This window comes from Phocaeicola vulgatus ATCC 8482 (assembly GCF_000012825.1).
GTDB classification, from domain to species: domain Bacteria; phylum Bacteroidota; class Bacteroidia; order Bacteroidales; family Bacteroidaceae; genus Phocaeicola; species Phocaeicola vulgatus.
Genome location: NC_009614.1, coordinates 899,409 through 920,572 on the forward strand (window position 1 = coordinate 899,409; position 21,164 = coordinate 920,572).

Here is a 21,164-nt window from a genome sequence, read left to right on the forward strand (position 1 = left end):
AACACTGACTTGTTTTTCTCCAGTGAAGGGGTTCTCATTCCCCTTTCGAGAATAAAAACAGGCAGCTAAAAGAAAACACTTACTCAATCTTGTTCTTTTTTCTAAATTTTCCAGAAAAAAGCAGAGGAAAGGCAAAAGTAGTAATATCATCGGACTTTGACGTATAGAAGAAATACTTAAAAAGAAAAAGGGGATGTACTCTTGCAATGCTGCCAAAAGAGAACATCCCCCTCCAACCTCTCTTTACAAGAGAGAAGTGCATGGTGAAACTTTTATTTTACTTTTTCGTCTTTTGAAAATGAATAAGGCAAATCACTTTCTTGTGTTCCACGCTGCATATTCGGACGGTCGGTCATCTTGAAGTCAATAGTACCGCCTTGTAACAATTCGTTATGCTTCAAATAATTCTTGGTATAAACAGTACCGTTTACACGCATTTCATCTACATATCGGTTGGTATCGCTGTTATCCGATGCGGTTATTACCAAGTTCTTTCCGTTTTCAAAATGAAGTGTCGCCTTCTTGAACAACGGAGCACCCAGAATATACTCATCCGTACCGGGACATACCGGATAGAACCCTAATGCGGAGAATACATACCATGCCGAAGTCTGACCATTGTCTTCATCACCGCAATATCCGTCTGGACCGGCTGTATACATACGGTTCATCACCTCACGCAACCAATATTGCGCTTTCCAAGGCTGGCCTGCATAGTCATACAGATAAATCATGTGCTGGATGGGCTGGTTTCCATGTGCATAGTTACCCATGTTCATGACTGTCATTTCACGAATCTCATGAATTACCTGTCCGTAATAGCTATCATCAAAGATGGGGGGAACCGAAAAGACAGAATCAAGCATGGTAACGAACATTTCCTTACCTCCCATCAAATCAATCAATCCCTGAGGGTCATGGAATACAGACCAGGAATAATGCCAGCTGTTTCCTTCCGTAAAGTCACCTCCCCATTTCAACGGCGAGAATTCAGGAGCGAACTTGCCGTCCTTCTGCTTGCCACGCATCAATTTACTTTCCGAATCAAACAGGTTCTTATAGTTCATGGCACGTTTGGCAAAAAGTGCGATTTCCTTCTTCGGACGCTTCAACTCTTTCGCCAGCTGATAAATACACCAGTCATCGTATGCATATTCCAATGTACGGGCTGCATTCTCATGAATCTTCACATCACAAGGCACATAGCCCAGCTTGTTATAATATTCATATCCCAGACGTCCGGTAGAAGAAACTTCAGGATGTACTGCTTCCGTTCCATGAATCAGTCCTTTGTATAATGTTTCCACATCTTCCACACGTACTCCTTTCAGATAAGCATCGACCAAGATAGAAGCTGAATTATTGCCGACCATGCAACCACGATGACCGGGGCTGGCCCATTCGGGGAAGAAACCGCTTTCCTTATAAGTATTAACCAAACCTTCCTGTATTTCCTTATTTACCGAAGGATACATCAGGTTCAAGAAAGGGAACAAGCAACGGAATGTATCCCAGAAACCTGTATCCGTATACATATATCCCGGCAGCGTTTCGCCATTGTAAGGACTGTAATGAACAGGTTGTCCGTTGGCATCCAGTTCATAGAATTTACGCGGAAACAACAAGGAACGGTACAAGCAGGAATAGAAAGTGCGGTATTGATCCAATGTTCCACCTTCCACCTCTACTTTACCTAAGGCCTCATTCCAAGCCTCTTTACCTTTCTGTACCAATACTTCAAAACTGTCACCACCCAATTCCTTCAGGTTCCGAATTGCTTGTTCAGGACTGATGAATGAAGAGGCCACACGGGCATGAACTACTTCACCTTTCTTTGTCTTGAAACCGATAACGGCTCCGGTATGGAAATCAGTCTGCTCCAGTTTACCTTCTTTCAAGGTTACAGGAACACTGCCATCCGGTTTTTCAGGCTGTACATCATTAGAGAACGTAGCCTCATAAGTAAACGGCTTATCAAACTCAATAACGAAATAATTCTTGAAGTTGGCAGGAACACCACCACTGTTACGGGTAGTATAGCCCACGATTTTGTTTTCTCCGGGAATCACCTTGACAGACGAACCACGATCAAAAGCATCCACCACTACATATGAATCATTCTCAGGAAAAGTGAAACGGAACATTACGGCACGCTCTGTAGGAACCATTTCGGTTACGACATCATGTTCTGCCAAATAAACCTTATAATAATAAGGTTTTGCAATTTCAGCTTTATGAGAGAACCAGCTTGCACGCTTGTCCTCTTCAAATTCCGGTTTTCCTGTTACGGGCATGATGGAAAATTGACCATAGTCATTAATCCACGGACTGGGCTGATGGGTTTGTTTGAAACCACGGATTTTATTAGCCGTATAAACATACTGCCATCCGTCCCCCATCTTTCCTGTCTGGGGAGTCCAGAAATTCATACCCCACGGGCGGGATATGGCAGGATAAGTATTTCCTGTAGAGAGTTCAAAGGAAGACTGTGTACCTACCAACGGACTCACATAGTCTGCATAATCCTTTGCCTGTACAAACAGCGTGACACACAGCGCTACAACTGATAGAAATAGTTTTTTCATGATATTGCTATTTGGGTTAAGTTATACTTTTAATTCTTCACCTGTTTTCCCCATTCCGTCGGTACGGGACTCATGGTAATCTCCATCGTTCCTCCACGTACCAGATCATCATGGGTAAAGAAAGGAACATCCAGCGGTTTTCCGTTCAACAAAACCGACTCAATATACTTATTGGTCTTCGAATTATTGTGGGTACGGATAACGAAAGTCTTGCGGTCGGGTAAATTAATCGTCACCTCCTCAAACAACGGACGTCCGATAGAATAAACCGGCTTACCGGGACATACCTGATAGAAGCCCATGGAATTCAAAATATACCAGGCAGACATCTGACCGCAATCTTCATTACCCGACAAGCCGTCAGGAGCATTGAAATACTGGTTATACAGCACACTGTCAACCAATTCCTGAGTACGCCATGGACGGTTTACATAGTTATACATATGAGTAATGTGATGACTAGGCTCATTGCCATGCGCATACTGGCCTATCAGTCCTGTGATATCAGCAGAGGTAGCCTCCCCTTCCAACTGGGAAGAAACCGTAAACAAGGAGTCCAGCTTTCCTACGAAAGCATCCTCCCCACCCATCAAATTCACCAGTCCCGGGATATCATGCGGAACAAACCAAGTCCATTGCCATGCAGTACCCTCGCAATAATCATCATTACGGTGATTGGAAGAACGGGGATTGAACGGAGTACGCCATTCACCTTTACTATCCAATCCACGCATGAAACGGGTGGCAGGATCAAAATAAAATTCGTAAGCATCTGCAAAACGGGCATACTTCTCCTTGGTTTCAGTATCTCCCAAGCTGTCTGCCAGCACGGAGATACACCAGTCATCATACGCATACTCCAATGCTTTCGCCACCGATTCATTCTCACGGTCACATGGAATATAGCCAAGAGTATTCTTATAATAACGTGCTTTGGGCATAACATATGGAATCAGCCAATCGGGAGCTACAATACCGGTAGTGTCATATTCCGCTGCACGCAGACATGCCTTGTAAGCTTCCTGCACATCAAAATCGCGGTATCCCTTCACATAAGAATCGGTTACCAACGAAGCCGCATGATATCCCACCATAGTCCCGGTATAATTGGACACACAGTCCCATTTCGGAAAGATACCACCTTCCTGATGCTTCTTTATCAATGAACGGATAAACTCCGTATTCAACTGAGGATCGACAATAGTCAGTAACGGATGTAACGCACGGAAAGTATCCCACAAAGAGAAAATGGTATAAACCGGATGTTTCATGTCGGTGGTATGCACTTTCAAATCCATTCCCAAGTAACGCCCGTCTACATCTGTAAACAGATTGGGACTTAGGAAAGCATGATACATAGCCGTATAGAAAATGGCACGCTGGTCTTCATCATTGGTTTTGACTGCAATCTTTGACAAGCATTCATTCCATTTCTTCTTAGCATCGGCACGCACTCCATCAAAATTCCAACCGGGCATCTCAGCCTGGAGGTTCTTATAAGCACCTTCCGCATCAACAGAAGAGATAGAGAACTTAGCCAGCACTTGTTCATCTTTCGCCGTTTCAAAATGCAAAAGCATTTTACATACAGGAATCTGTTTGTCATTTTCCTGAACAGTATCCGTGTACAAGGTATACGTAAAGGGTTTGGAAAATACGGCATAAAAATAAAGATCCTGCCGGTATGCCCAATAGGCACTGCGTTTGCGCCCCCGCAACACAGTATCATTCACTGCCTCCACTTCCATTACCTGATTGATTTGTTGCTGAATATTATAGTCCATATCCAAGATAAATCCAGACTCCTTACTTTCCGGAAAAGTATACCGATGCATTGCCGCACGCTCTGTCGAAGTCAGTTCGGCTTTTACCCCGTATGTATCCAGAAAAACAGAATAATATCCCGGTTCGGCATATTCCTTTTCATGAGAAAAAGCCGATGCGAAAGGACGCTTCTGGCTTTCTGTTCCCAAGAAATCAGTACGCTGCACACCTACAGTCGGCATCAACAGGAAATCTCCGAAATCCGCACACCCTGTACCACTAAGACGTGTATGGGCAAAACCATTGATCGTAGTATCTTCATAATAATATCCGGAACAGGAATCCCAACCGTCAATACGAGTATCCGGCCCCGGCTGTATCATGCCATGAGGAACCATAGCACCCGGATGAGTATGCCCATGGCCTCCTGTACCAATAAAAGGATTGACATAATGGGTGTAATCATTCATTTCATTGCCCTCAGAATCACATGCAGTGAAACACAATAACCCTAGAAGACAGCCGCTTAAGAGCATGTTGATTTTCATAGATCTTTATTTAAAAATTATTTTGTTTCCGATGAGATAAATATATTGTTATCATCTACTTTCTTATAATTGAAAGGAATAGAGTTACGCAAAGAATTCAGCACAGACTCTATATTATCTTTCTTTTTCAGTACACCTGAATAAGTATTAGTACTGTCTACATCCGGTGAAAGGATTATCTTCACTCCATAGAACCGTTCCAATGCTGCCGCAATCTGGAAAATAGATGACTTTTCAAATGGAATCAAGTCATTATGCCAGACTATCTCCATCTTGGGATCGACCTGTTTTACTTGCATCCGCCCTGTTACCCTGTTTAAAACGGCTTTTTGTCCCGGCAACAAAGTAATTCTTCCTTTGTCCGATTTATCTTTTACCTCAACTTCACCCTCTATCAAGGTTGTTTCCGCAAAACTGTTATCCGGACGACATTTTATATTGAAAGAGGTTCCCAAGACCCTGACATCCATTGCCGGGCTTTTTACCATGAAAGGTTTCTCATGATTACGTGCTACTTCAAAATAAGCTTCTCCATCCAGATATACATGACGTTCCTTTCCTTCAAAAGCACGCGGATATTTTAAAACAGACGACTGGTTCAACCATACTTTTGTCCCGTCAGGCAACAACATCTCACGCACTTGTCCATGAGCAGCCGATGCTACCACCAATTCCTCCGCTTTATTCCGGAACCAATAGGCCAATCCCGCAGCCAGCACCATCACACCCACTATAGCAGCTGCATAACGCAACACACTTCTAAGCTTGAACACCTCTTGTTTCTTCTGATTTTCCTGTTCCAATCTTCTACCCAACCTGCGCTCTGCCCTCACTACCAGATTTTCCTCCTCAAAGGGGAATTTACCTAACTGATAAATCTCCTCCATACGGAACAGCTCTCCGGCATTCTCATCAGATTCTTTCATCCATTCATTGATAAGAACAAAATCCTCCTCCGAGCATCGGTTTTCCAAATACCTGATAATAATATCTTCGTTAAGTTTACTCATCTTTTTCCCTATTCATATAGTAAACAATTCAACTTGTAAAAACACTTAGCAGTTTTGCTGAAAATATAATCAATGACAATAATAAATGGCTGAGACGTTCGCGCAAAAATTTCAAGGCCTTATACATATGTGCCTCTACGGTACGTAAAGAAATGCCAAGAGTATCAGCGATTTCCTTGTTTTTCATATCATGAAGATAGCTCAGTTTAAACACCTCCTTACATTTATCCGGCAATTCATTAATCGCTCCAAAAATTTCCTGACGCAATTCCTGATTCTCTATCTTTTTAATGACTTCGGCATGATCCGGCTGGTAATATTGCAATTTTCGTTCATAGATTTCTATCATTGCCGCACTGTAGTTATTCTCTATAACCTGATGCTTCAATAAATTTATAGCCTTGGTATATACAGAACGATAAAGGAAAGCTAAAATCTGCTCTCCTATGACGACTGAATCTCTCCGCCTCCACAACTCCACAAAAACATCCTGCACTACATCTTCGGCTTCTTCGGTACCAACCAGCCGTGTCGCATAGAACAACAGCTTAGGATAGCATTGACGAAAGACGGCCTTATAGGTGTCATCAAGTTCCTCGTTCATATTATATAATTCACCTTTGTATGAAGGAGAGAGCCAATGTTCCAAATAACGATCCAATCATCCACTGTAGAGGCAAAAAGCTTCCGCTCATCATACAATTTTCAGGCAGATTCAAACCGCCTCTACAGCAAAATGATAATAAATATTACTTTTAACTCACCTCCTGTACAATTACAATTCTTAATAAGTTGAACCAATTATTATCTATCTATACCAAATATTTCCCGGTTCCGGACCCATTTCAAATTCTACAGTAGCACCATCCATTATTTGCCGGTGTGTGATATAGCTCTTATCGTATGGTTGCCCATTTACTTTCACCGACTGGATATAGATATTTTCACGACTTACTCCAGGGGCCAGTACTGTGAACGTTTTTCCATTATCCAGATGCATCTGTATCTCGGGGAACAACGGCGTACCAATCTCATATTCACCACTTACCGGATTGACAGGATAAAATCCCATAGCACTGAATACATACCAGGCAGACATCTGTCCACAATCCTCATTTCCACACAGTCCGGCAGGTGCATTGAAATAAAGGTCATGCATGACTTGCGCCGCATACTTCTGAGTTTTCCAAGGCTGACGTACCTTATTATACAAATAAATCACATGATGGCTAGGCTCATTACCATGAGCATACTGGCCAATCATACCTGTACTGAAAAGAGGCAAATCTGCATTACCAGCCGGGATATAAGTAAACATACTATCCAACTTTTCCGTAAAACGATCCTTACCACCAGTCAAGGCAATTAGCCCCTTAATATCCTGCTGTACAGACCAAAAGTACTGCCAACCGTTACTTTCACAAATATGGGCAGTGTAGTCATCCGGGCTGAAATTAGGTTGGAATACTCCTTTATCATCTATCGGCTGCATGAAGCTTGACGCCGGATTGAACACATTGCGATAATTCTGAGAACGCTTGTAGAATTCGTCCGCTAATTGAGTCCTCCCCATCTTCCGGGCCATTTCGGCTATGCAATAATCATCAAAAGCATATTCTAATGTTTTGGAAAGCGACCAATTTTCCGCATTATATTCATCCTTTATATTATAAGGTATATATCCTAATTTTTTATACAGACCAATGCCGCGATAATCATCCAAGTTAGCAGTAGCCACACAAGCCTCCAATGCCTTCTCTGCATCAAAATCACCAATACCTTTCAAATAAGCATCGACAATAACAGGTACAGCGTGGTAGCCAATCATCATATCCGTTTCACTTCCCCAAAAATTCCATACCGGCAAACGTCCGTTCTGTTCATAAAAAGCGATGAATGATTTCACCATATCATTGACACGCTGAGGTTCCGTATAAGTAAATAACGGATGTGCGGCACGATAAGTATCCCACAATGAAAAAGTTCCATAATTCACCCAACCATCCGTCTGATGAATTTTCTTATCGGGACCATAATAAGCCCCGTCCACATCACTGTAAATAGTCGGGGCAATCATTGTATGATACAATGCTGTATAAAAATTAACCTTATCGTCCTTGTTATCACCTGTTACCTCTATTTTTCCCAACTGACGGTTCCAATTATCTTTAGTTTCAGCCAAATATTTATCGAAATCATTGTGAGGTGCTTCAGCCGCCATGTTTTTAGCAGCACCTTCCATGCTTACTCCCGAAAGAGCAGTACTCAGAACAATCTGCTCTCCTTTTTCCGTATCAAAATTAAAGCGGGCGATATAAGCCGTACCTACACGTTTATCTTTCAAAGCAATGGCAGTAGTATCCATCTCTACCGAGGCAAACGGTTTGGAGAAACGAGTGCGGAAATACACATGCTGGTCTCTTGCCCATCCTTCGGAAAAACGATATCCCTGAATGGTGCATGAGTCAATTATCTCAATATAAGAATCATTGGTAAAGTCCCAATTCATCGCTTTCTTCAGATTCAGAAAGACAGCCGACTCTCCTTCAGGAAACGTATAACGCTGTATACCGCAACGCTCTGTAGCAGTTAACTCCACATTGATATCATAATCTTTCAGCAGCACGCGATAATAACCAGCTGAAGCCTCTTCATCCGCATGAGAGAATTTGGAATAGATACCTAAAGGAGCTTCCGCTTCCTGATAAGGCAAAGTTACAGGCATGAAAGAGATATCATACAAGTCTCCGGCTCCCGTTCCCGACAAATGGGTATGACTGAATCCGGCAATCGTACTGTCCGGATAAAAATAACCGGAAATACGGTCCCATCCGGGCAAACCGTTATCCGGACTAAGTTGTACCATTCCGAAAGGCGCTTGCGCTCCCGGATAAGTATTGCCAGTAAAATCGGTTCCGATAAACGGATTCACCAATTGGGTATAATCGGTTGACGGCTGGGTTTGTTTATTGGACACACAGGCTCCAAATGCCACTAAAGAAATGAATAGCGCGAGAACAGGTGTTTTCATACTTAAGAGGTTTTTCATTATTACTTTGTTACAAAAATACACATTATAATAATATGAACAACCTTATTATAAAAAACACTTAGCTTTAATTCATTATTTTTTCGTATTTAAATAGTAAAGAAGGGATTCTTTCACCTTTTCATCCGAAGTTACAATCAAAAATTCACCGCCTCTTTTATCATACAGAAAGCAATAGGTCTTATAAAGAGCTATACCTGCTATCTCCTCCCAAGGGAATGTCTGTTTCAGTTCCGCCTTATCATATGTCAGCCCTTCCGGAGTTATTTCTACCCAAGTCTGCCCCGCAATACTCCGCTTATAAATCTTATTTAGTCTGACAGGCAGCATAATCAAGATATAAATAAGACACAAGAACCAAATTAGCAGCGGACTGAACAGGCTTTGCTCTTCGGGAACAATATAGTGCCCTGTACACAGTGCAATACAAATATAAATGATGAACAACAAAGAAAAACTGAAATGACGGATGTCCCACAATTTATACAAAGCATACTTTTTCAGGCTGATATTATAATCACAAACCACGACACCTGGTTCCCGTGTCAGTTTGCTTTTCGGTATGCTGAAGATACGCAATATCTGGATTCCCCGTTTCACGCCATACCCGAATAATAAAACCATCACACCAAGATTTATCAAGATCCACCACCACAATGATTCGTTTGCCAAAGCCGGTTGCCCGACAAACACCATTGATGCAAAAGTGATACCCGCCACCAATAACAACATACTACAAATTACAGTTAAAATCCATCCTTTTGTTTTCATAATAACCTTTTTATTTTATTCCATGACGGGAAACAAAGATAAAAGATTATAGCTAGATAACAAATAAAGAGCCGTCGAATTTAAATTATTGTTTGGTTAGGAACTTAGATTTTTTTCGTATGTTTGTCGCAAATATTAATGAAAAACACATTTCTATCTATGAAAAAGAGTGATATTCTGTTCTTTTTGTTTGTAATAGCATTGTTTCTACCCTTTTTTATTAGCGATACCATTTATGAATGGTACAAATCTTTCAATGCAATCCATGGTATGGTCATGAGTTTTGTGAAGTTCGCCATTCTAGCTACTTTGGGAGAAATGCTTGGGCTTCGCATCAGCACAGGAGTGTATCACAACAAGACCTTCGGTATTATCCCACGCATGGTAATCTGGGGGGTACTGGGAGTATTACTAGCTATCGCTGCTAAAAAGAAATAACAATCTTCATGTATAATGAATACCAGCCTTCCCTGCTTTTAGCCCCCTATATTGACAAATACTGGGAATTTAAAGGCAATCCGGACTATGGGATGAAAATCAACATATTGCCGGACGGTTGCACCGATTTTATCTTCACCCTTGGCGAAGTAGCTGACATAGCGGAACAAGAAAGTCTTATAATGCAACCCTACCGTTCTTATTTTGTAGGTCCCATGAGCCGATACTCCACCCTAATAACCTATGCGAAAAGCATCCATATGTTTGGTATCCGTTTTCTGCCTTGCGGTTTATTCCGCTTCATGCAATTACCATTGGAAGAACTTGGGAATCAAAGAATCAGCACTTTTGAGTCAGGAGGTATCTTCAACGACTCGCTAGCAGAAAGATTATGTGAACAACCGTACATACAGGACAAAATCAGACTGATAGAATCTTTTCTCACCCAAGCCTTATGTACTAACAACAAGATAGAAAAACAGATATCATATGCAGTAGATTGCATTAACCTTTCCAAAGGCCAACTGCCTATCCGTTCTTTAGTAGAAAATGTATGCTTGTGCCAAAGACACTTCGAGCGCAAGTTCAAACATCAGACCGGATATTCCCCTAAGGAATACAGCCGGATTATCAAATTCAAGAATGCAGTGGATTTACTGCGTTCCACCTCTTCCAATCAACTCTTCTCTGTTGCCATTGAGGCCGGATACTATGACACAGCCCATTTGAGTAAGGAAATAAAAGCCTTATCAGGCAATACACCCGGTTCCTTTTTATCCTTACCGGTTACGGAAGAAACCACATTAACATATCTGAAACTATAAAAGTCGTTTTTTTACAACGAAGCCATCCTGGCGTTTCTTACTTTTGTACCGTATCAAAAACTAAAAAGAAACAATGGAATCACTTAAAGAAAAAGCAAAAGCTTTGCTTCAACAATGTGAAGTAGTCACACTAACTTCCATCAATAAAGAAGGGTATCCCCGGCCGGTTCCCTTGAGTAAAATCAAAACGGAAGGATTAACAACCATCTGGTTTGCAACAGGAAACAGTTCGGCAAAGACAAAGGATTTCCGCTCTAATCCGAAAGCCGGCATATGTTTCTACAAAGAGGGAAACAGCGTGGCCATGACCGGAGAAGTGGAAGTTGTATCAGACACTGGCACCAAGAAAGAGTTATGGCAAGACTGGTTTATCCATCATTTTCCTAAAGGACCGGAAGACCCCGAATATATCCTGCTGAAGTTCCGGGGAAACCATGCCACCATTTGGATTGACGGCCAGTTTATTCACAGAAAAGTCTAAGTTTCCACCTCTTATCCTTGGATTTTTTCACATTTTATTTTTCATACACGTCTGTCATCCTTGAAACATCTTATTATATATGGATGTTTTAAGAATGACAGACAGGCATGAAAGGAATTCAAGACATCAGCTCCAGACCATCCGTCTACAAAATTCATCTCTTCCCTACCCTACCTTTCCAATACTTTCCCTACCTTTGTGCCATAAGTACGTATGACAAATACCAATATGGAACAACAACAATCATCTTATAAAGAAAAAGAACGTATAGACCTTCGCGAGCCGCGACGCTTCAAAGTTACTATTTTCAATGACGACTTTACTACAATGGAATTTGTTGTAAAGATATTAACTACCGTTTTTTTCAAATCAACGATGGAAGCAGAAGCTTTGATGATGCAAGTACACAAAAGTGAATCGGCCGTAATAGGCATCTATACGTATGATATCGCCCGGTCAAAAGTACAAAAAGCCACCCGTATGGCTCGTGAAGAGGGTTTCCCTCTCCGACTCACGGTTACACCGGAAGAAGAATAAAAAATCAAGAATAAGATATGGATATACCAAATACCGATTCGGTGAACTACGCTTTCGCTTCTGCGCAGAGCCAAGCGATGCAATATCGGCATGAATTTATCACGCCCGAACACTTATTGAGCGCATTGCTGGAACAAGTTCCTTTTCAAAAAGCATTGGCAGAGTGTTTTTGTACCCCGGAAGAACTGTCCCAGTCCATTTCCGAATATCTGTCGAAAAAAGTGGAACGAGTTCCTCAAGAAATAGAATATGAGTTGGAAATTTCAGGTCAACTCTCCGAGCTGCTGCAATATGCCTATATGACAATCAGCCATTCAAGCGCAGAAGAAATGGATGTTCCTCATCTGGTACAAGGAATGCTTCAACTGGAAGATTCATGGGCCGGCTATCTGCTAAAAGAAACAGTGGGAGAAGATATGCCGGAGTTTCTCAGCTCCCTCATTTCAAATTACGAGCACATGAATCAGTTTCAAGAGGAAACTTCCTCTGAGCAAGAGAAAAGCGAACCTTGGCGCAACTACGTCACCTGCCTCAATGAAGGTCTGCAAGACCGGAATCCGCTTATAGGCCGGAATGTGGAATTGGAACGCACCATTCAAGTTCTCTGCCGCAAAGAAAAGAACAACCCTCTGCACGTGGGTGAACCGGGAGTGGGAAAAACCGCACTGGTCTACGGACTAGCTGCACGTATAGAAGCAGGCAATGTTCCCGAACGCCTCACAGGCTGTCGTATCTACGAACTGGATTTAGGCAACTTATTGGCCGGTACACAATATCGGGGTGAATTCGAGAAAAGGCTGAAAGCCATTATGGAAGGAATACGGAAAGAAGGACACGCCATTGTATATATAGATGAAATACATAACCTGATAGGCGCCGGACGGACGGGAGACGGTTCGATGGATGCCTCTAATATGCTCAAGCCTTATTTGGAAGGAGGAGAGATCCGGTTTATCGGTTCCACTACTTACGAAGAATTCAACCGCTATTTTTCACGTAGCAGAGGATTGGTACGGCGTTTCCAACAGATTGACATACAGGAACCCGGAATCGAAGAAACTATCCACATAGTGGAAGGATTAAAAGAAAGGTACGAAACGTTCCATGGAGTAGTTTATGAAGAAGGAGTGATAGCATATGCCGTCACAGCTGCCGCACGGTATATCAGCGACCGTTTTTTGCCCGACAAGGCCATCGACCTGGTGGACGAAGCCGGGGCTTATCGTGAAATCCACCCCACAGATACAGAAACACAAACGGTGGACAAAGCATTGATAACCGATATACTGGCACGTATCTGTAAAGTGGATGTACTCGCCATGAAGGAAGAGGACAATGCCACATTAGAAACCTTGCATGAACGCATCAGTGCAAAGATATACGGTCAGGAAGAAGCTGTCTGCCAAGTGGTGGAAGCCGTACAAATGGCCAAAGCCGGGCTACTGGACGAAAACAAACCACTGGCCAGCCTTCTCTTCGTTGGCCCCACCGGAGTAGGAAAGACGGAAGTGGCCAAAGTATTGGCCTCCGAACTAGGTATAGCCCTGCAACGCTTTGACATGAGCGAATATACGGAAAAGCATACAGTGGCCAAACTCATCGGCTCACCTGCCGGATATATAGGTTATGAAGACGGCGGACTGCTGACAGATGCTATCCGCAAAACTCCCAACTGTGTGTTACTGCTTGACGAAATAGAAAAAGCGCATCCTGATATATTCAATATCCTGCTGCAAGTCATGGACTATGCCGTACTGACGGATAACAAAGGACGGAAAGCGGACTGCCGCCATGTTATACTTATCATGACCTCCAATGCCGGAGCACAATTCGCGCACCAAGCTTCTATAGGTTTCAGCGGACAAATTACTGCCGGAGAGGCAATGTTGAAACAGGTTAAGAAAACTTTCAAACCTGAATTCATCAACCGGTTGTCTGCAACAGTCGTCTTCCATGATATGGATTACGGAATGGCTTCTCTCATCCTGAACAAAAAACTCAACGAACTGAAAAACAAACTGTCTGCACGTCATGTAGGAATGGAACTCAGCCCGGAAGCCTATAAGCATCTGCTGAAACTAGGTTTCACCAAAGAATATGGTGCCAGGGAAATGGACAGGGTAATTACTTCGCAGCTGAAGCCACTGCTTATGCGTGAAATCCTATTCGGAACATTAAAAACAGGAGGTAAAGTAAGAGTGACAGCAGGAAACGGAGAATTGAGCTTGCAAGTACTCAAAGAGTAATACCTTTAAATGAATCGGCAACTTCTCCGCAGAGGCAGAGATACGGAGAAGTTCCTACAGAAGATATTATATGAATCCAATAAATAAAAAACAATATGGTCTTTCAACTAACTCAAAAACTTGTTTTTCCCGACCCTCACTATGGCGAACCGGACGGACTATTGGCAGTGGGCGGCGACCTCTCCGTAGACCGTCTCCTCCTTGCCTATTCCAATGGCATATTCCCTTGGTATGCTTTCCGTGAAAAACAGATACAATGGTGGTGTCCCCTGAAACGGTTTGTGATTTTCCCTAACGAGATTCACATTTCTCACTCCATGCGTACTTTTATGAACAAAGAACAATATGGAGTCAGTTTTAACCAGGCATTCCATGAAGTGATTCAAACCTGCGGCAATCTGCGGATGGAAGAAACGGGAGCATGGTTGGGCAAAGATATCATGAAAGCCTACATCCGCCTGCATGAGCAAGGTTTCGCGACCAGCGTGGAAGTATGGGAAGAATCTTGTCTGGTCGGCGGACTCTATGGAGTCACTTTGGGAAAGTGTTTTTTCGGCGAAAGCATGTTTTCTCTAGTCCCCAATGCATCGAAACTGGCGCTTATCTATCTGGCACAAACATTTCAGGAGTTGGGAGGAACCTTGATTGATTGTCAGTTTGAAACCCCACACTTAAAGTCAATGGGTGGAAGGTATATAGACTATGAGGAGTATATGAGGTATGTGCAGGAACCTCTTGAATCTCTGTAAAGTCTTTGTTTACCGATTTTGATTATCAAATCATCAGTCAAAAATAAAATATAGGATACAAAGCTGAGATTATCAAATATATTTGCTAGCTTTGTTTTCGACATTACAAACAGAGCTATTTACCCAACTCAAAAACAAACATGAAAAAGATATTCTACTGTTTTTTACTACTTACCTTCTTTGTCTTGTCTTGCTCCAAAGAAGAGGCCGATATGGATGGTAGCCAAAATAAAGAAACAGAAAATAAAGAGATCAAAATTATATTAGAAGCAGAAACAAGTTCTCAAAACATATTTGCTCCTATTGTATTCTACCAATCTTTTGATTTTGGTAAAGATGCACCTTGTCTAAGCGAAGTGTATGATTCCATAGTGTGGAAATCATCTCATTCCCCAAATAGCTTTAAAGTATTCAGTCATTCAAATTATGCCAGATATGTGGAAACAACATTTTTCAAATGGGCACATGTTTATTATTCACCCGGCACATACAAGACTTATCTGCTAGGTTACAAAAACAATGAAATAATCTATAGTAGTGATACAATATCCATTGATATCACAAATAAAAAAGATTTCCTTGCTTTCAATTGGAAAGACGTAACTGACTCCGATTTTACCACAGGCTATGCAAATAATCTGGACGGATATTATCTGAGTACGCAAACCCATATCCATCAAGGTGTCCCATCTGTTATGCTGTATGCCAAAAATGAGAAATATGAAAAAGGGGGATCTATGAAAAGCAAACAAATACTGTATAACTACATAAATTCATTTTTCTCACTCCCTAATTATACCGCAACCTCAGACGAGTCTTTGAGAAAAGAATTCAGCACTATATTTTCATTTCAAGAGGAGAATGCCATTCCACTAAACATTTGGCTTACCCCCAAAGCTAAAATTGTACTCCTCAGAAAAGATTTCAAGGGACTAGAGAGCGAATACAAAATTTATGCCGAACCAGGAGATTTGATTTAACCTGCAAAACACAATTGTTTAACTAATGAAACATCAACTCTGTATATAGCTACATTCAACGAATAGCACTACCAATCCAAACTATTTGGCTATTTTGACGGATCTTAAATAAGATTTGTTACAGAGTTTTATACCCTTATTATTAATCCACACAGATTGTGCACCATCCCTAAACCGATAAGTGCATAAGCATGGTTATACATTAAGTTAAACAATGAATTATACATATAAACAAATATGGCTCATCAACCTTCCTGTAATGATGAGCGTTTTAATGGAGCAATTAATCAACATTACCGATGCCGTCTTTCTGGGCCATGTCGGTGAAGTGGAACTTGGCGCATCTGCCTTGGCAGGAATATATTATCTGGCAACTTATATGCTAGGCTTCGGTTTCAGCATAGGACTACAAGTCATGATTGCCCGCAGGAATGGAGAACAGGACTATGCAGAAACAGGACGTACCTTCTTTCAAGGACTATTTTTCCTTTCCGGACTAGCACTCTCTTTATGTTTGTTGATACAGGGCCTTTCCCCCTTCCTCTTGAAACAATTAATTACCTCACCGGAAATCTATCAGGCTGTAACGGACTATCTGGACTGGCGCAGTTTCGGACTTTTATTTTCATTTCCCTTTCTGGCACTCCGGGCTTTCTTTGTGGGAATAATAAAGACCAGGTCCTTATCTTGGGCCGCAATAGCAGCCGTACTTATCAACATCCCTTTCAATTACCTGTTAATATTTACCTTAAAATTTGGGATAGCAGGATCGGCAATAGCCTCAACGCTAGCAGAAATGGGATCGTTAATCATTCTCCTTATCCATATGTGGAGAAAGATTGATAAAAACAAGTATGGACTGCAACCGATATTTGATGGAAAGCTATTGAAAAGACTGTTTTACCTGTCCGTATGGAGCATGCTGCATTCTTTTATCAGTATGGCGCCGTGGTTCCTGTTCTTCATCGCCATCGAACATTTAGGAAAGATGGAACTGGCCGTTTCCAACATTACCCGCAGCGTTTCCACCCTCTTTTTTGTGATTGTCAGTTCTTTAGGAGCCACCAACGGTTCCTTGGTAAGCAATCTTTTAGGAGCCGGACAACAAAAAGGTGTTTTTCCTATCTGCCACAAAATCATCAAAATGGGATATGCCATCGGTTTTCCGCTGGTAGGAGTCGCATTGTTTTGTGATTATTGGATTATCGGATTTTACACCAACAACGAAACACTGGTGCAACACACTGTCCCCCCTTTCATCGTCATGCTGTTCAATTATATATTCGCAGTACCCGGATATGTCTACATCAGTGCCGTCACCGGAACCGGAAAGACAAAAATTGCCTTTATCTTCCAAGTGGTTACCATTATGGTATATCTTCTTTATCTTTACTGGCTGAGCCACTGTGTACATGCACCTTTAGCGGTATATATGACAACCGAATATCTGTTTGTCATCATGTTGGGAATACAATCTGTCATTTACTTGAAAAGGAAACATTACTAAGTTCCTTGTTACCCCCTTTCTCCCGATTCATTCCGGCAATAAATAGTTATTTATAACTATCTTCAGTTTGAAAGCTTTTCTCTACTTTTGCAAACCAACTATAAAAGACAGCGTATGAATATTTTCGACATTGCCAAACAGAATCAGGAAAAAGCCTGGCAAGTTATCAAAAACACGAACATTATCCAGATATGGGAAGATGCCGGTGCAAAAATTAATCTGGTAGGTTCACTCAGAACAGGGCTGCTGATGAAACATAGGGACATTGATTTCCATATTTATTCATCACCCTTAAACCTGACGGACAGCTTTCAGGCAATGGCCAGACTAGCTGAGAATCCGTCCATCAAAAGAATAGAATGCGCTAATCTGCTGCATACTGCCGAAGCCTGTATCGAATGGCATGCATGGTATCAAAATGAAGAAAATGAACTTTGGCAGATGGATATGATTCACATCCGGGAAGGTTCACGTTATGACGGTTATTTTGAAAAGGTAGCCCAACGCATTTCGGAAATTATGACCGATGAAATACGGGAAACTATTCTAAGATTAAAATATGAAACACCGGAAACCGAGAAAATCATCGGAGTGGAGTATTATCAGGCAGTCATCCGGGATGGGGTGCGGGATTATAGCGGATTTAAGGAATGGAGAAAGCAGCATCCTGTTACAGGAGTAGTAGAATGGATGCCTTGACCCGATGAAATCGGGCATCAGCTTAACAGCCCCGACTCCTGTCCTAGGCGTATTGCCTCCAAAGAGTTTTGTACTCCCAGCTTACGCAACAGATTTTGCCGGTGAATATGGACGGTATGAATACTGATACATAATTTATCGGCAATTTCTTTGCTTAAGAATCCTCGTTGGATGAGGCGTAATATCTCCATTTCACGTCCGGTAAGACCGAAAGCCGGATTCATTATCACAACACCGGGTGAAAACATTTCTCCATTTCTCAGATTCAGCACAGTACATTCCACCTGTTCTGATTCTTTCTGACCGGGAGCCATACTCATATTCCCTATAATGAGCCATGCTTTTCCGTCATGGCTCTGTTCCAAAACTTGATGCCTGCTTGTTACACGCACATAGTTTCCACGAGCATTGAGTATACGGAAACTATACACATTACAATAGTCATTCCGATGTTCAAAAGGCTGGTTATAAATGAACTTCCCCAGCCTGACTTGCAAGTCTTCCAATTGGGAACGATCATGCGGATGAATACGTGACTCCAGATAATCACCCTGTTTTTCCAATGTTTCTATCTTGTGCCTGTCATACCCCAACCAATCGACAAAACCCGTAGAAGCATACGCATAACATCCTTTATATACATCCACCACGAAAGAACAGCCGCCATTGATTCTGGACAACTTCTGGAGCATGGATTTATCCCGTTCCCATACCGCATAATCCATGTTTTTGCAAGACAAATGTTGCTTTGCCCACAATTCCTCACGGGTGACATTTGTTACACTCATATTCTTACTTTTTATCAAAGTGGTACTTCAAGAAGATAGATCTTATCAGCCTACTCACTTACTTTTTTCAAAGTAAAACAGTCTATATCTGGAGCCCAGCAAAATGAGCTTCCCATACGTATCTTATTATTCCCTGCCTTCAAATGCACCGGAACAGTAATCGAAGCTATCTTTTGAGTCTCATCCGCCGACAGCGAATCAAGAAGAATCCTTTTTTCATTATTCACACAGACTTCCAGCTTACGGTCTGCTTTAGGCACATAGCGGATAGTCATTTCATATTCACCGCCCTGCTCGCTGTACACCTCTTTCCATTCTGCAAAATTCTCTTTCCGCCCTCCCAGATAACTTACCTTCATGCCTCCGGATGCTTCATGTAACGGAGCATATACGATGCTTTTCGGAGTCTTTCCCAAATCATTGAAACAAGGCAGATAAGCCCATTCCGCTTCATAAACAGTCGCTTCCAATCTCTTCTCGGACTCCATACGTAAAATCAGCACACTATGGGGAGGTAATTCTCGATTCAGAACACCCCCTTTTATCTCCGGTAAATCCTGGTGTTTCACCAGATCGCGTGCCTTAACCTTTCCTCCTAATTCCAAAATATTCATCGGAACTGTAAAGCTACAAATCGTATCCGAAGGATTGTATAAAGCAACCGCACGTACATTACCACGCTTTCGTTCTATATCCTTCACCAACACATACCCTTCATTTTCATGCTGAACTACGTATGCCTGCAATCCTAAAGGGTCTTGGTTCAAAGCTATCAGTTCTTTATTTTTCAACAGTTTTAATGACGTCTCCGGAATGGTTGTCAGATCACATCCTATCAACAAAGGTGAACTCATGATACACCACATTCCAAAATGTACCTCTTCCTCTTCAGGTTTTAGCCCTCGACCTATCTCCAACATATCCATATCATTATAATGACCTTCTCCCGCATAGGCAGACAGATAAAGATTTTTATCGATGATATATTTTACTGATCCCCACTCCGGGCGGATATCCGCACTGATTCGCCATGAACGAGCAAGGTTTCTAGCCCAAGTACCCGGGAAAGCCCATCGACAGATATTAATAGAAACATGTCCGCAACCCAGATTATCTATAGCCTGGCGTATTTCGGTATATCGTTTTTCTTCTTCCAGATTCAATTCCTGACCGGCTCCGCAATAATCAATCTTGATAAAATCAAATCCCCACTCTTTAAAATACAACGTGGCATCCTGAAATTCATGTCCATACAAACCGGAACCTATGCCGTTCATATCTTTATCCCAGATGGAACCGCAAGTATTGCTTCCCGCATCCGAATAAATACCGGCTTTCAATCCTAAAGAATGAATATGATCCGCCACTCCCTTCAATCCGTTCGGGAAACGCTCGGGATGTGTTTGCATCACTCCTTTTTCATCCCGCCATCCAAAAAAACCGTCATCTATATTCACATAGGAATAGCCCACTTCTTTCAGTCCTTTTTGCACCATAGCATCCGCTTGCCTTATTATTAAGGTGTCATTGATATGAACCCGATAGGTATTCCATGAGCTCCACCCCATAATAGGAGATTCAAAAACAGTCGTATTTTGGGCGAATACGCCGGAACATAGACCGAAAGCTAAAGTCAAAAACAAATTTCTCATATTCATTAATTCTCATTTTTTACTTAAAGAAATCATCAAGAAGGTATATCTTATGATCCTAATGGTTAACAGGAAAATAAAATCAGTTTTATCATGTAGGGAGCAAAGATAACGAAAAACTCTTACCTCCCTATATACTTTCACAAAAAATATTCGGCTGGTAGGATGTTAGCATCATAATCCGAGAATAGAATTTGACCCATAAAATAGGGTGTCCCGATTTCGTCCCGGCGGATTTGCTAAAAATGAGATAAGCCACTGAAGTTCAGTGGCTTATCCTTTACAATGTCGGAATGAGGCGACTCGAACGCCCGACCCCTACGTCCCGAACGTAGTGCGCTACCAACTGCGCTACATTCCGTTTCTGTTTTGCGAGTGCAAAGGTAAAGCATTTTTTTGAAATCAAAAAGAATTTCATAGAAAATTTGCAAAAAATTTGTAGAATCAAAAAATATGCCTACCTTTGCAACCGCAAACAAGAAACAATAGTTTCTGAGAGGTCTTCTATTACAAAGTGAAAAGCTCTACCGATAACC

The 21,164-nt window shown here is 41.8% G+C and carries 16 protein-coding genes, 1 tRNA gene and 1 pseudogene; 9 read left to right on the forward strand and 9 right to left on the reverse strand.

Annotation, left to right across the window (positions count from 1 at the left end; all coding sequences use genetic code 11):
* Positions 1 to 272 precede the first annotated feature (272 nt).
* From BVU_RS03170 to BVU_RS03195, 6 genes are all read right to left on the reverse strand, one after another.
* On the reverse strand, positions 273 to 2,585 hold the full coding sequence (locus BVU_RS03170; RefSeq protein ID WP_005840972.1) for a GH92 family glycosyl hydrolase: 2,313 nt from the start codon (positions 2,583 to 2,585) through the stop codon (positions 273 to 275).
* Between the two features lie 29 nt (positions 2,586 to 2,614).
* Entirely contained in the window at positions 2,615 to 4,897 is a 2,283-nt protein-coding gene (locus tag BVU_RS03175; RefSeq protein ID WP_005850708.1) for a GH92 family glycosyl hydrolase, read from the reverse strand.
* A 17-nt stretch (positions 4,898 to 4,914) separates the two neighbouring features.
* Entirely contained in the window at positions 4,915 to 5,907 is a 993-nt protein-coding gene (locus BVU_RS03180; protein ID WP_005850706.1) for a FecR family protein, read from the reverse strand.
* A gap of 28 nt (positions 5,908 to 5,935) precedes the next feature.
* A complete protein-coding gene (locus BVU_RS03185; protein ID WP_005850704.1) occupies positions 5,936 to 6,511 on the reverse strand; it encodes an RNA polymerase sigma-70 factor in 576 nt (191 codons plus the stop codon).
* Between the two features lie 204 nt (positions 6,512 to 6,715).
* Positions 6,716 to 8,938 carry a GH92 family glycosyl hydrolase gene (locus BVU_RS03190; RefSeq protein WP_011964837.1) on the reverse strand — a complete coding sequence of 741 codons (2,223 nt, stop codon included), beginning with the start codon at positions 8,936 to 8,938 and terminating at the stop codon, positions 6,716 to 6,718.
* A gap of 93 nt (positions 8,939 to 9,031) precedes the next feature.
* Positions 9,032 to 9,727, reverse strand: coding sequence for a hypothetical protein (locus BVU_RS03195; protein ID WP_011964838.1), 696 nt, complete (start codon positions 9,725 to 9,727; stop codon positions 9,032 to 9,034).
* Positions 9,728 to 9,886: 159 nt separating this feature from the next.
* Here BVU_RS03195 and BVU_RS03200 point away from each other — a divergent pair.
* The 9 genes and pseudogenes from BVU_RS03200 to BVU_RS03240 form a co-directional block, all read left to right on the forward strand.
* A pseudogene (locus BVU_RS03200) lies at positions 9,887 to 10,150 on the forward strand (hypothetical protein); the annotation flags it as partial.
* Between the two features lie 23 nt (positions 10,151 to 10,173).
* Positions 10,174 to 10,989, forward strand: coding sequence for a DUF6597 domain-containing transcriptional factor (locus BVU_RS03205; protein WP_005840958.1), 816 nt, complete (start codon positions 10,174 to 10,176; stop codon positions 10,987 to 10,989).
* A 73-nt stretch (positions 10,990 to 11,062) separates the two neighbouring features.
* Positions 11,063 to 11,470 (forward strand): pyridoxamine 5'-phosphate oxidase family protein, encoded by a 408-nt coding sequence (locus BVU_RS03210; protein ID WP_011964840.1) that lies wholly within the window; start codon positions 11,063 to 11,065, stop codon positions 11,468 to 11,470.
* A gap of 228 nt (positions 11,471 to 11,698) precedes the next feature.
* Positions 11,699 to 12,007: an ATP-dependent Clp protease adaptor ClpS gene (locus BVU_RS03215; RefSeq protein ID WP_008781423.1), complete on the forward strand. Its 309-nt coding sequence runs from the start codon at positions 11,699 to 11,701 to the stop codon at positions 12,005 to 12,007.
* Between the two features lie 17 nt (positions 12,008 to 12,024).
* Positions 12,025 to 14,253 (forward strand): AAA family ATPase, encoded by a 2,229-nt coding sequence (locus tag BVU_RS03220; RefSeq protein ID WP_011964841.1) that lies wholly within the window; start codon positions 12,025 to 12,027, stop codon positions 14,251 to 14,253.
* A gap of 95 nt (positions 14,254 to 14,348) precedes the next feature.
* Positions 14,349 to 15,002, forward strand: coding sequence for a leucyl/phenylalanyl-tRNA--protein transferase (aat, locus tag BVU_RS03225; protein WP_005840948.1), 654 nt, complete (start codon positions 14,349 to 14,351; stop codon positions 15,000 to 15,002).
* Positions 15,003 to 15,142: 140 nt separating this feature from the next.
* A complete protein-coding gene (locus BVU_RS03230) occupies positions 15,143 to 15,982 on the forward strand; it encodes a hypothetical protein (RefSeq protein ID WP_008670883.1) in 840 nt (279 codons plus the stop codon).
* Between the two features lie 214 nt (positions 15,983 to 16,196).
* Complete coding sequence (locus BVU_RS03235) at positions 16,197 to 17,489, forward strand: MATE family efflux transporter (RefSeq protein WP_011964842.1); 1,293 nt, start codon at positions 16,197 to 16,199, stop codon at positions 17,487 to 17,489.
* Positions 17,490 to 17,603: 114 nt separating this feature from the next.
* On the forward strand, positions 17,604 to 18,188 hold the full coding sequence (locus tag BVU_RS03240; protein WP_005840942.1) for a hypothetical protein: 585 nt from the start codon (positions 17,604 to 17,606) through the stop codon (positions 18,186 to 18,188).
* 17 nt (positions 18,189 to 18,205) lie between these two features.
* Here BVU_RS03240 and BVU_RS03245 read toward each other — a convergent pair whose 3' ends face one another.
* From BVU_RS03245 to BVU_RS03255, 3 genes are all read right to left on the reverse strand, one after another.
* Positions 18,206 to 18,976, reverse strand: a complete 771-nt coding sequence (locus BVU_RS03245; RefSeq protein WP_005840940.1) for a LuxR C-terminal-related transcriptional regulator — start codon at positions 18,974 to 18,976, stop codon at positions 18,206 to 18,208.
* Between the two features lie 50 nt (positions 18,977 to 19,026).
* A complete protein-coding gene (locus BVU_RS03250; RefSeq protein WP_011964843.1) occupies positions 19,027 to 20,634 on the reverse strand; it encodes an alpha-galactosidase D in 1,608 nt (535 codons plus the stop codon).
* A gap of 282 nt (positions 20,635 to 20,916) precedes the next feature.
* Positions 20,917 to 20,989: transfer RNA gene (locus BVU_RS03255), tRNA-Pro, on the reverse strand.
* Between the last annotated feature and the right edge of the window lie 175 nt (positions 20,990 to 21,164).

Coding starts and splice junctions, on each gene's coding strand:
- BVU_RS03170 (WP_005840972.1), bottom strand. CDS start 2,585: ATGAAAAAACTATTTCTATCAGTTGTAGCGCTGTGTGTCACGCTGTTT.
- BVU_RS03175 (WP_005850708.1), bottom strand. CDS start 4,897: ATGAAAATCAACATGCTCTTAAGCGGCTGTCTTCTAGGGTTATTGTGT.
- BVU_RS03180 (WP_005850706.1), bottom strand. CDS start 5,907: ATGAGTAAACTTAACGAAGATATTATTATCAGGTATTTGGAAAACCGA.
- BVU_RS03185 (WP_005850704.1), bottom strand. CDS start 6,511: ATGAACGAGGAACTTGATGACACCTATAAGGCCGTCTTTCGTCAATGC.
- BVU_RS03190 (WP_011964837.1), bottom strand. CDS start 8,938: ATGAAAACACCTGTTCTCGCGCTATTCATTTCTTTAGTGGCATTTGGA.
- BVU_RS03195 (WP_011964838.1), bottom strand. CDS start 9,727: ATGAAAACAAAAGGATGGATTTTAACTGTAATTTGTAGTATGTTGTTA.
- BVU_RS03205 (WP_005840958.1), top strand. CDS start 10,174: ATGTATAATGAATACCAGCCTTCCCTGCTTTTAGCCCCCTATATTGAC.
- BVU_RS03210 (WP_011964840.1), top strand. CDS start 11,063: ATGGAATCACTTAAAGAAAAAGCAAAAGCTTTGCTTCAACAATGTGAA.
- BVU_RS03215 (WP_008781423.1), top strand. CDS start 11,699: ATGGAACAACAACAATCATCTTATAAAGAAAAAGAACGTATAGACCTT.
- BVU_RS03220 (WP_011964841.1), top strand. CDS start 12,025: ATGGATATACCAAATACCGATTCGGTGAACTACGCTTTCGCTTCTGCG.
- aat (WP_005840948.1), top strand. CDS start 14,349: ATGGTCTTTCAACTAACTCAAAAACTTGTTTTTCCCGACCCTCACTAT.
- BVU_RS03230 (WP_008670883.1), top strand. CDS start 15,143: ATGAAAAAGATATTCTACTGTTTTTTACTACTTACCTTCTTTGTCTTG.
- BVU_RS03235 (WP_011964842.1), top strand. CDS start 16,197: ATGAATTATACATATAAACAAATATGGCTCATCAACCTTCCTGTAATG.
- BVU_RS03240 (WP_005840942.1), top strand. CDS start 17,604: ATGAATATTTTCGACATTGCCAAACAGAATCAGGAAAAAGCCTGGCAA.
- BVU_RS03245 (WP_005840940.1), bottom strand. CDS start 18,976: ATGAGTGTAACAAATGTCACCCGTGAGGAATTGTGGGCAAAGCAACAT.
- BVU_RS03250 (WP_011964843.1), bottom strand. CDS start 20,634: ATGAATATGAGAAATTTGTTTTTGACTTTAGCTTTCGGTCTATGTTCC.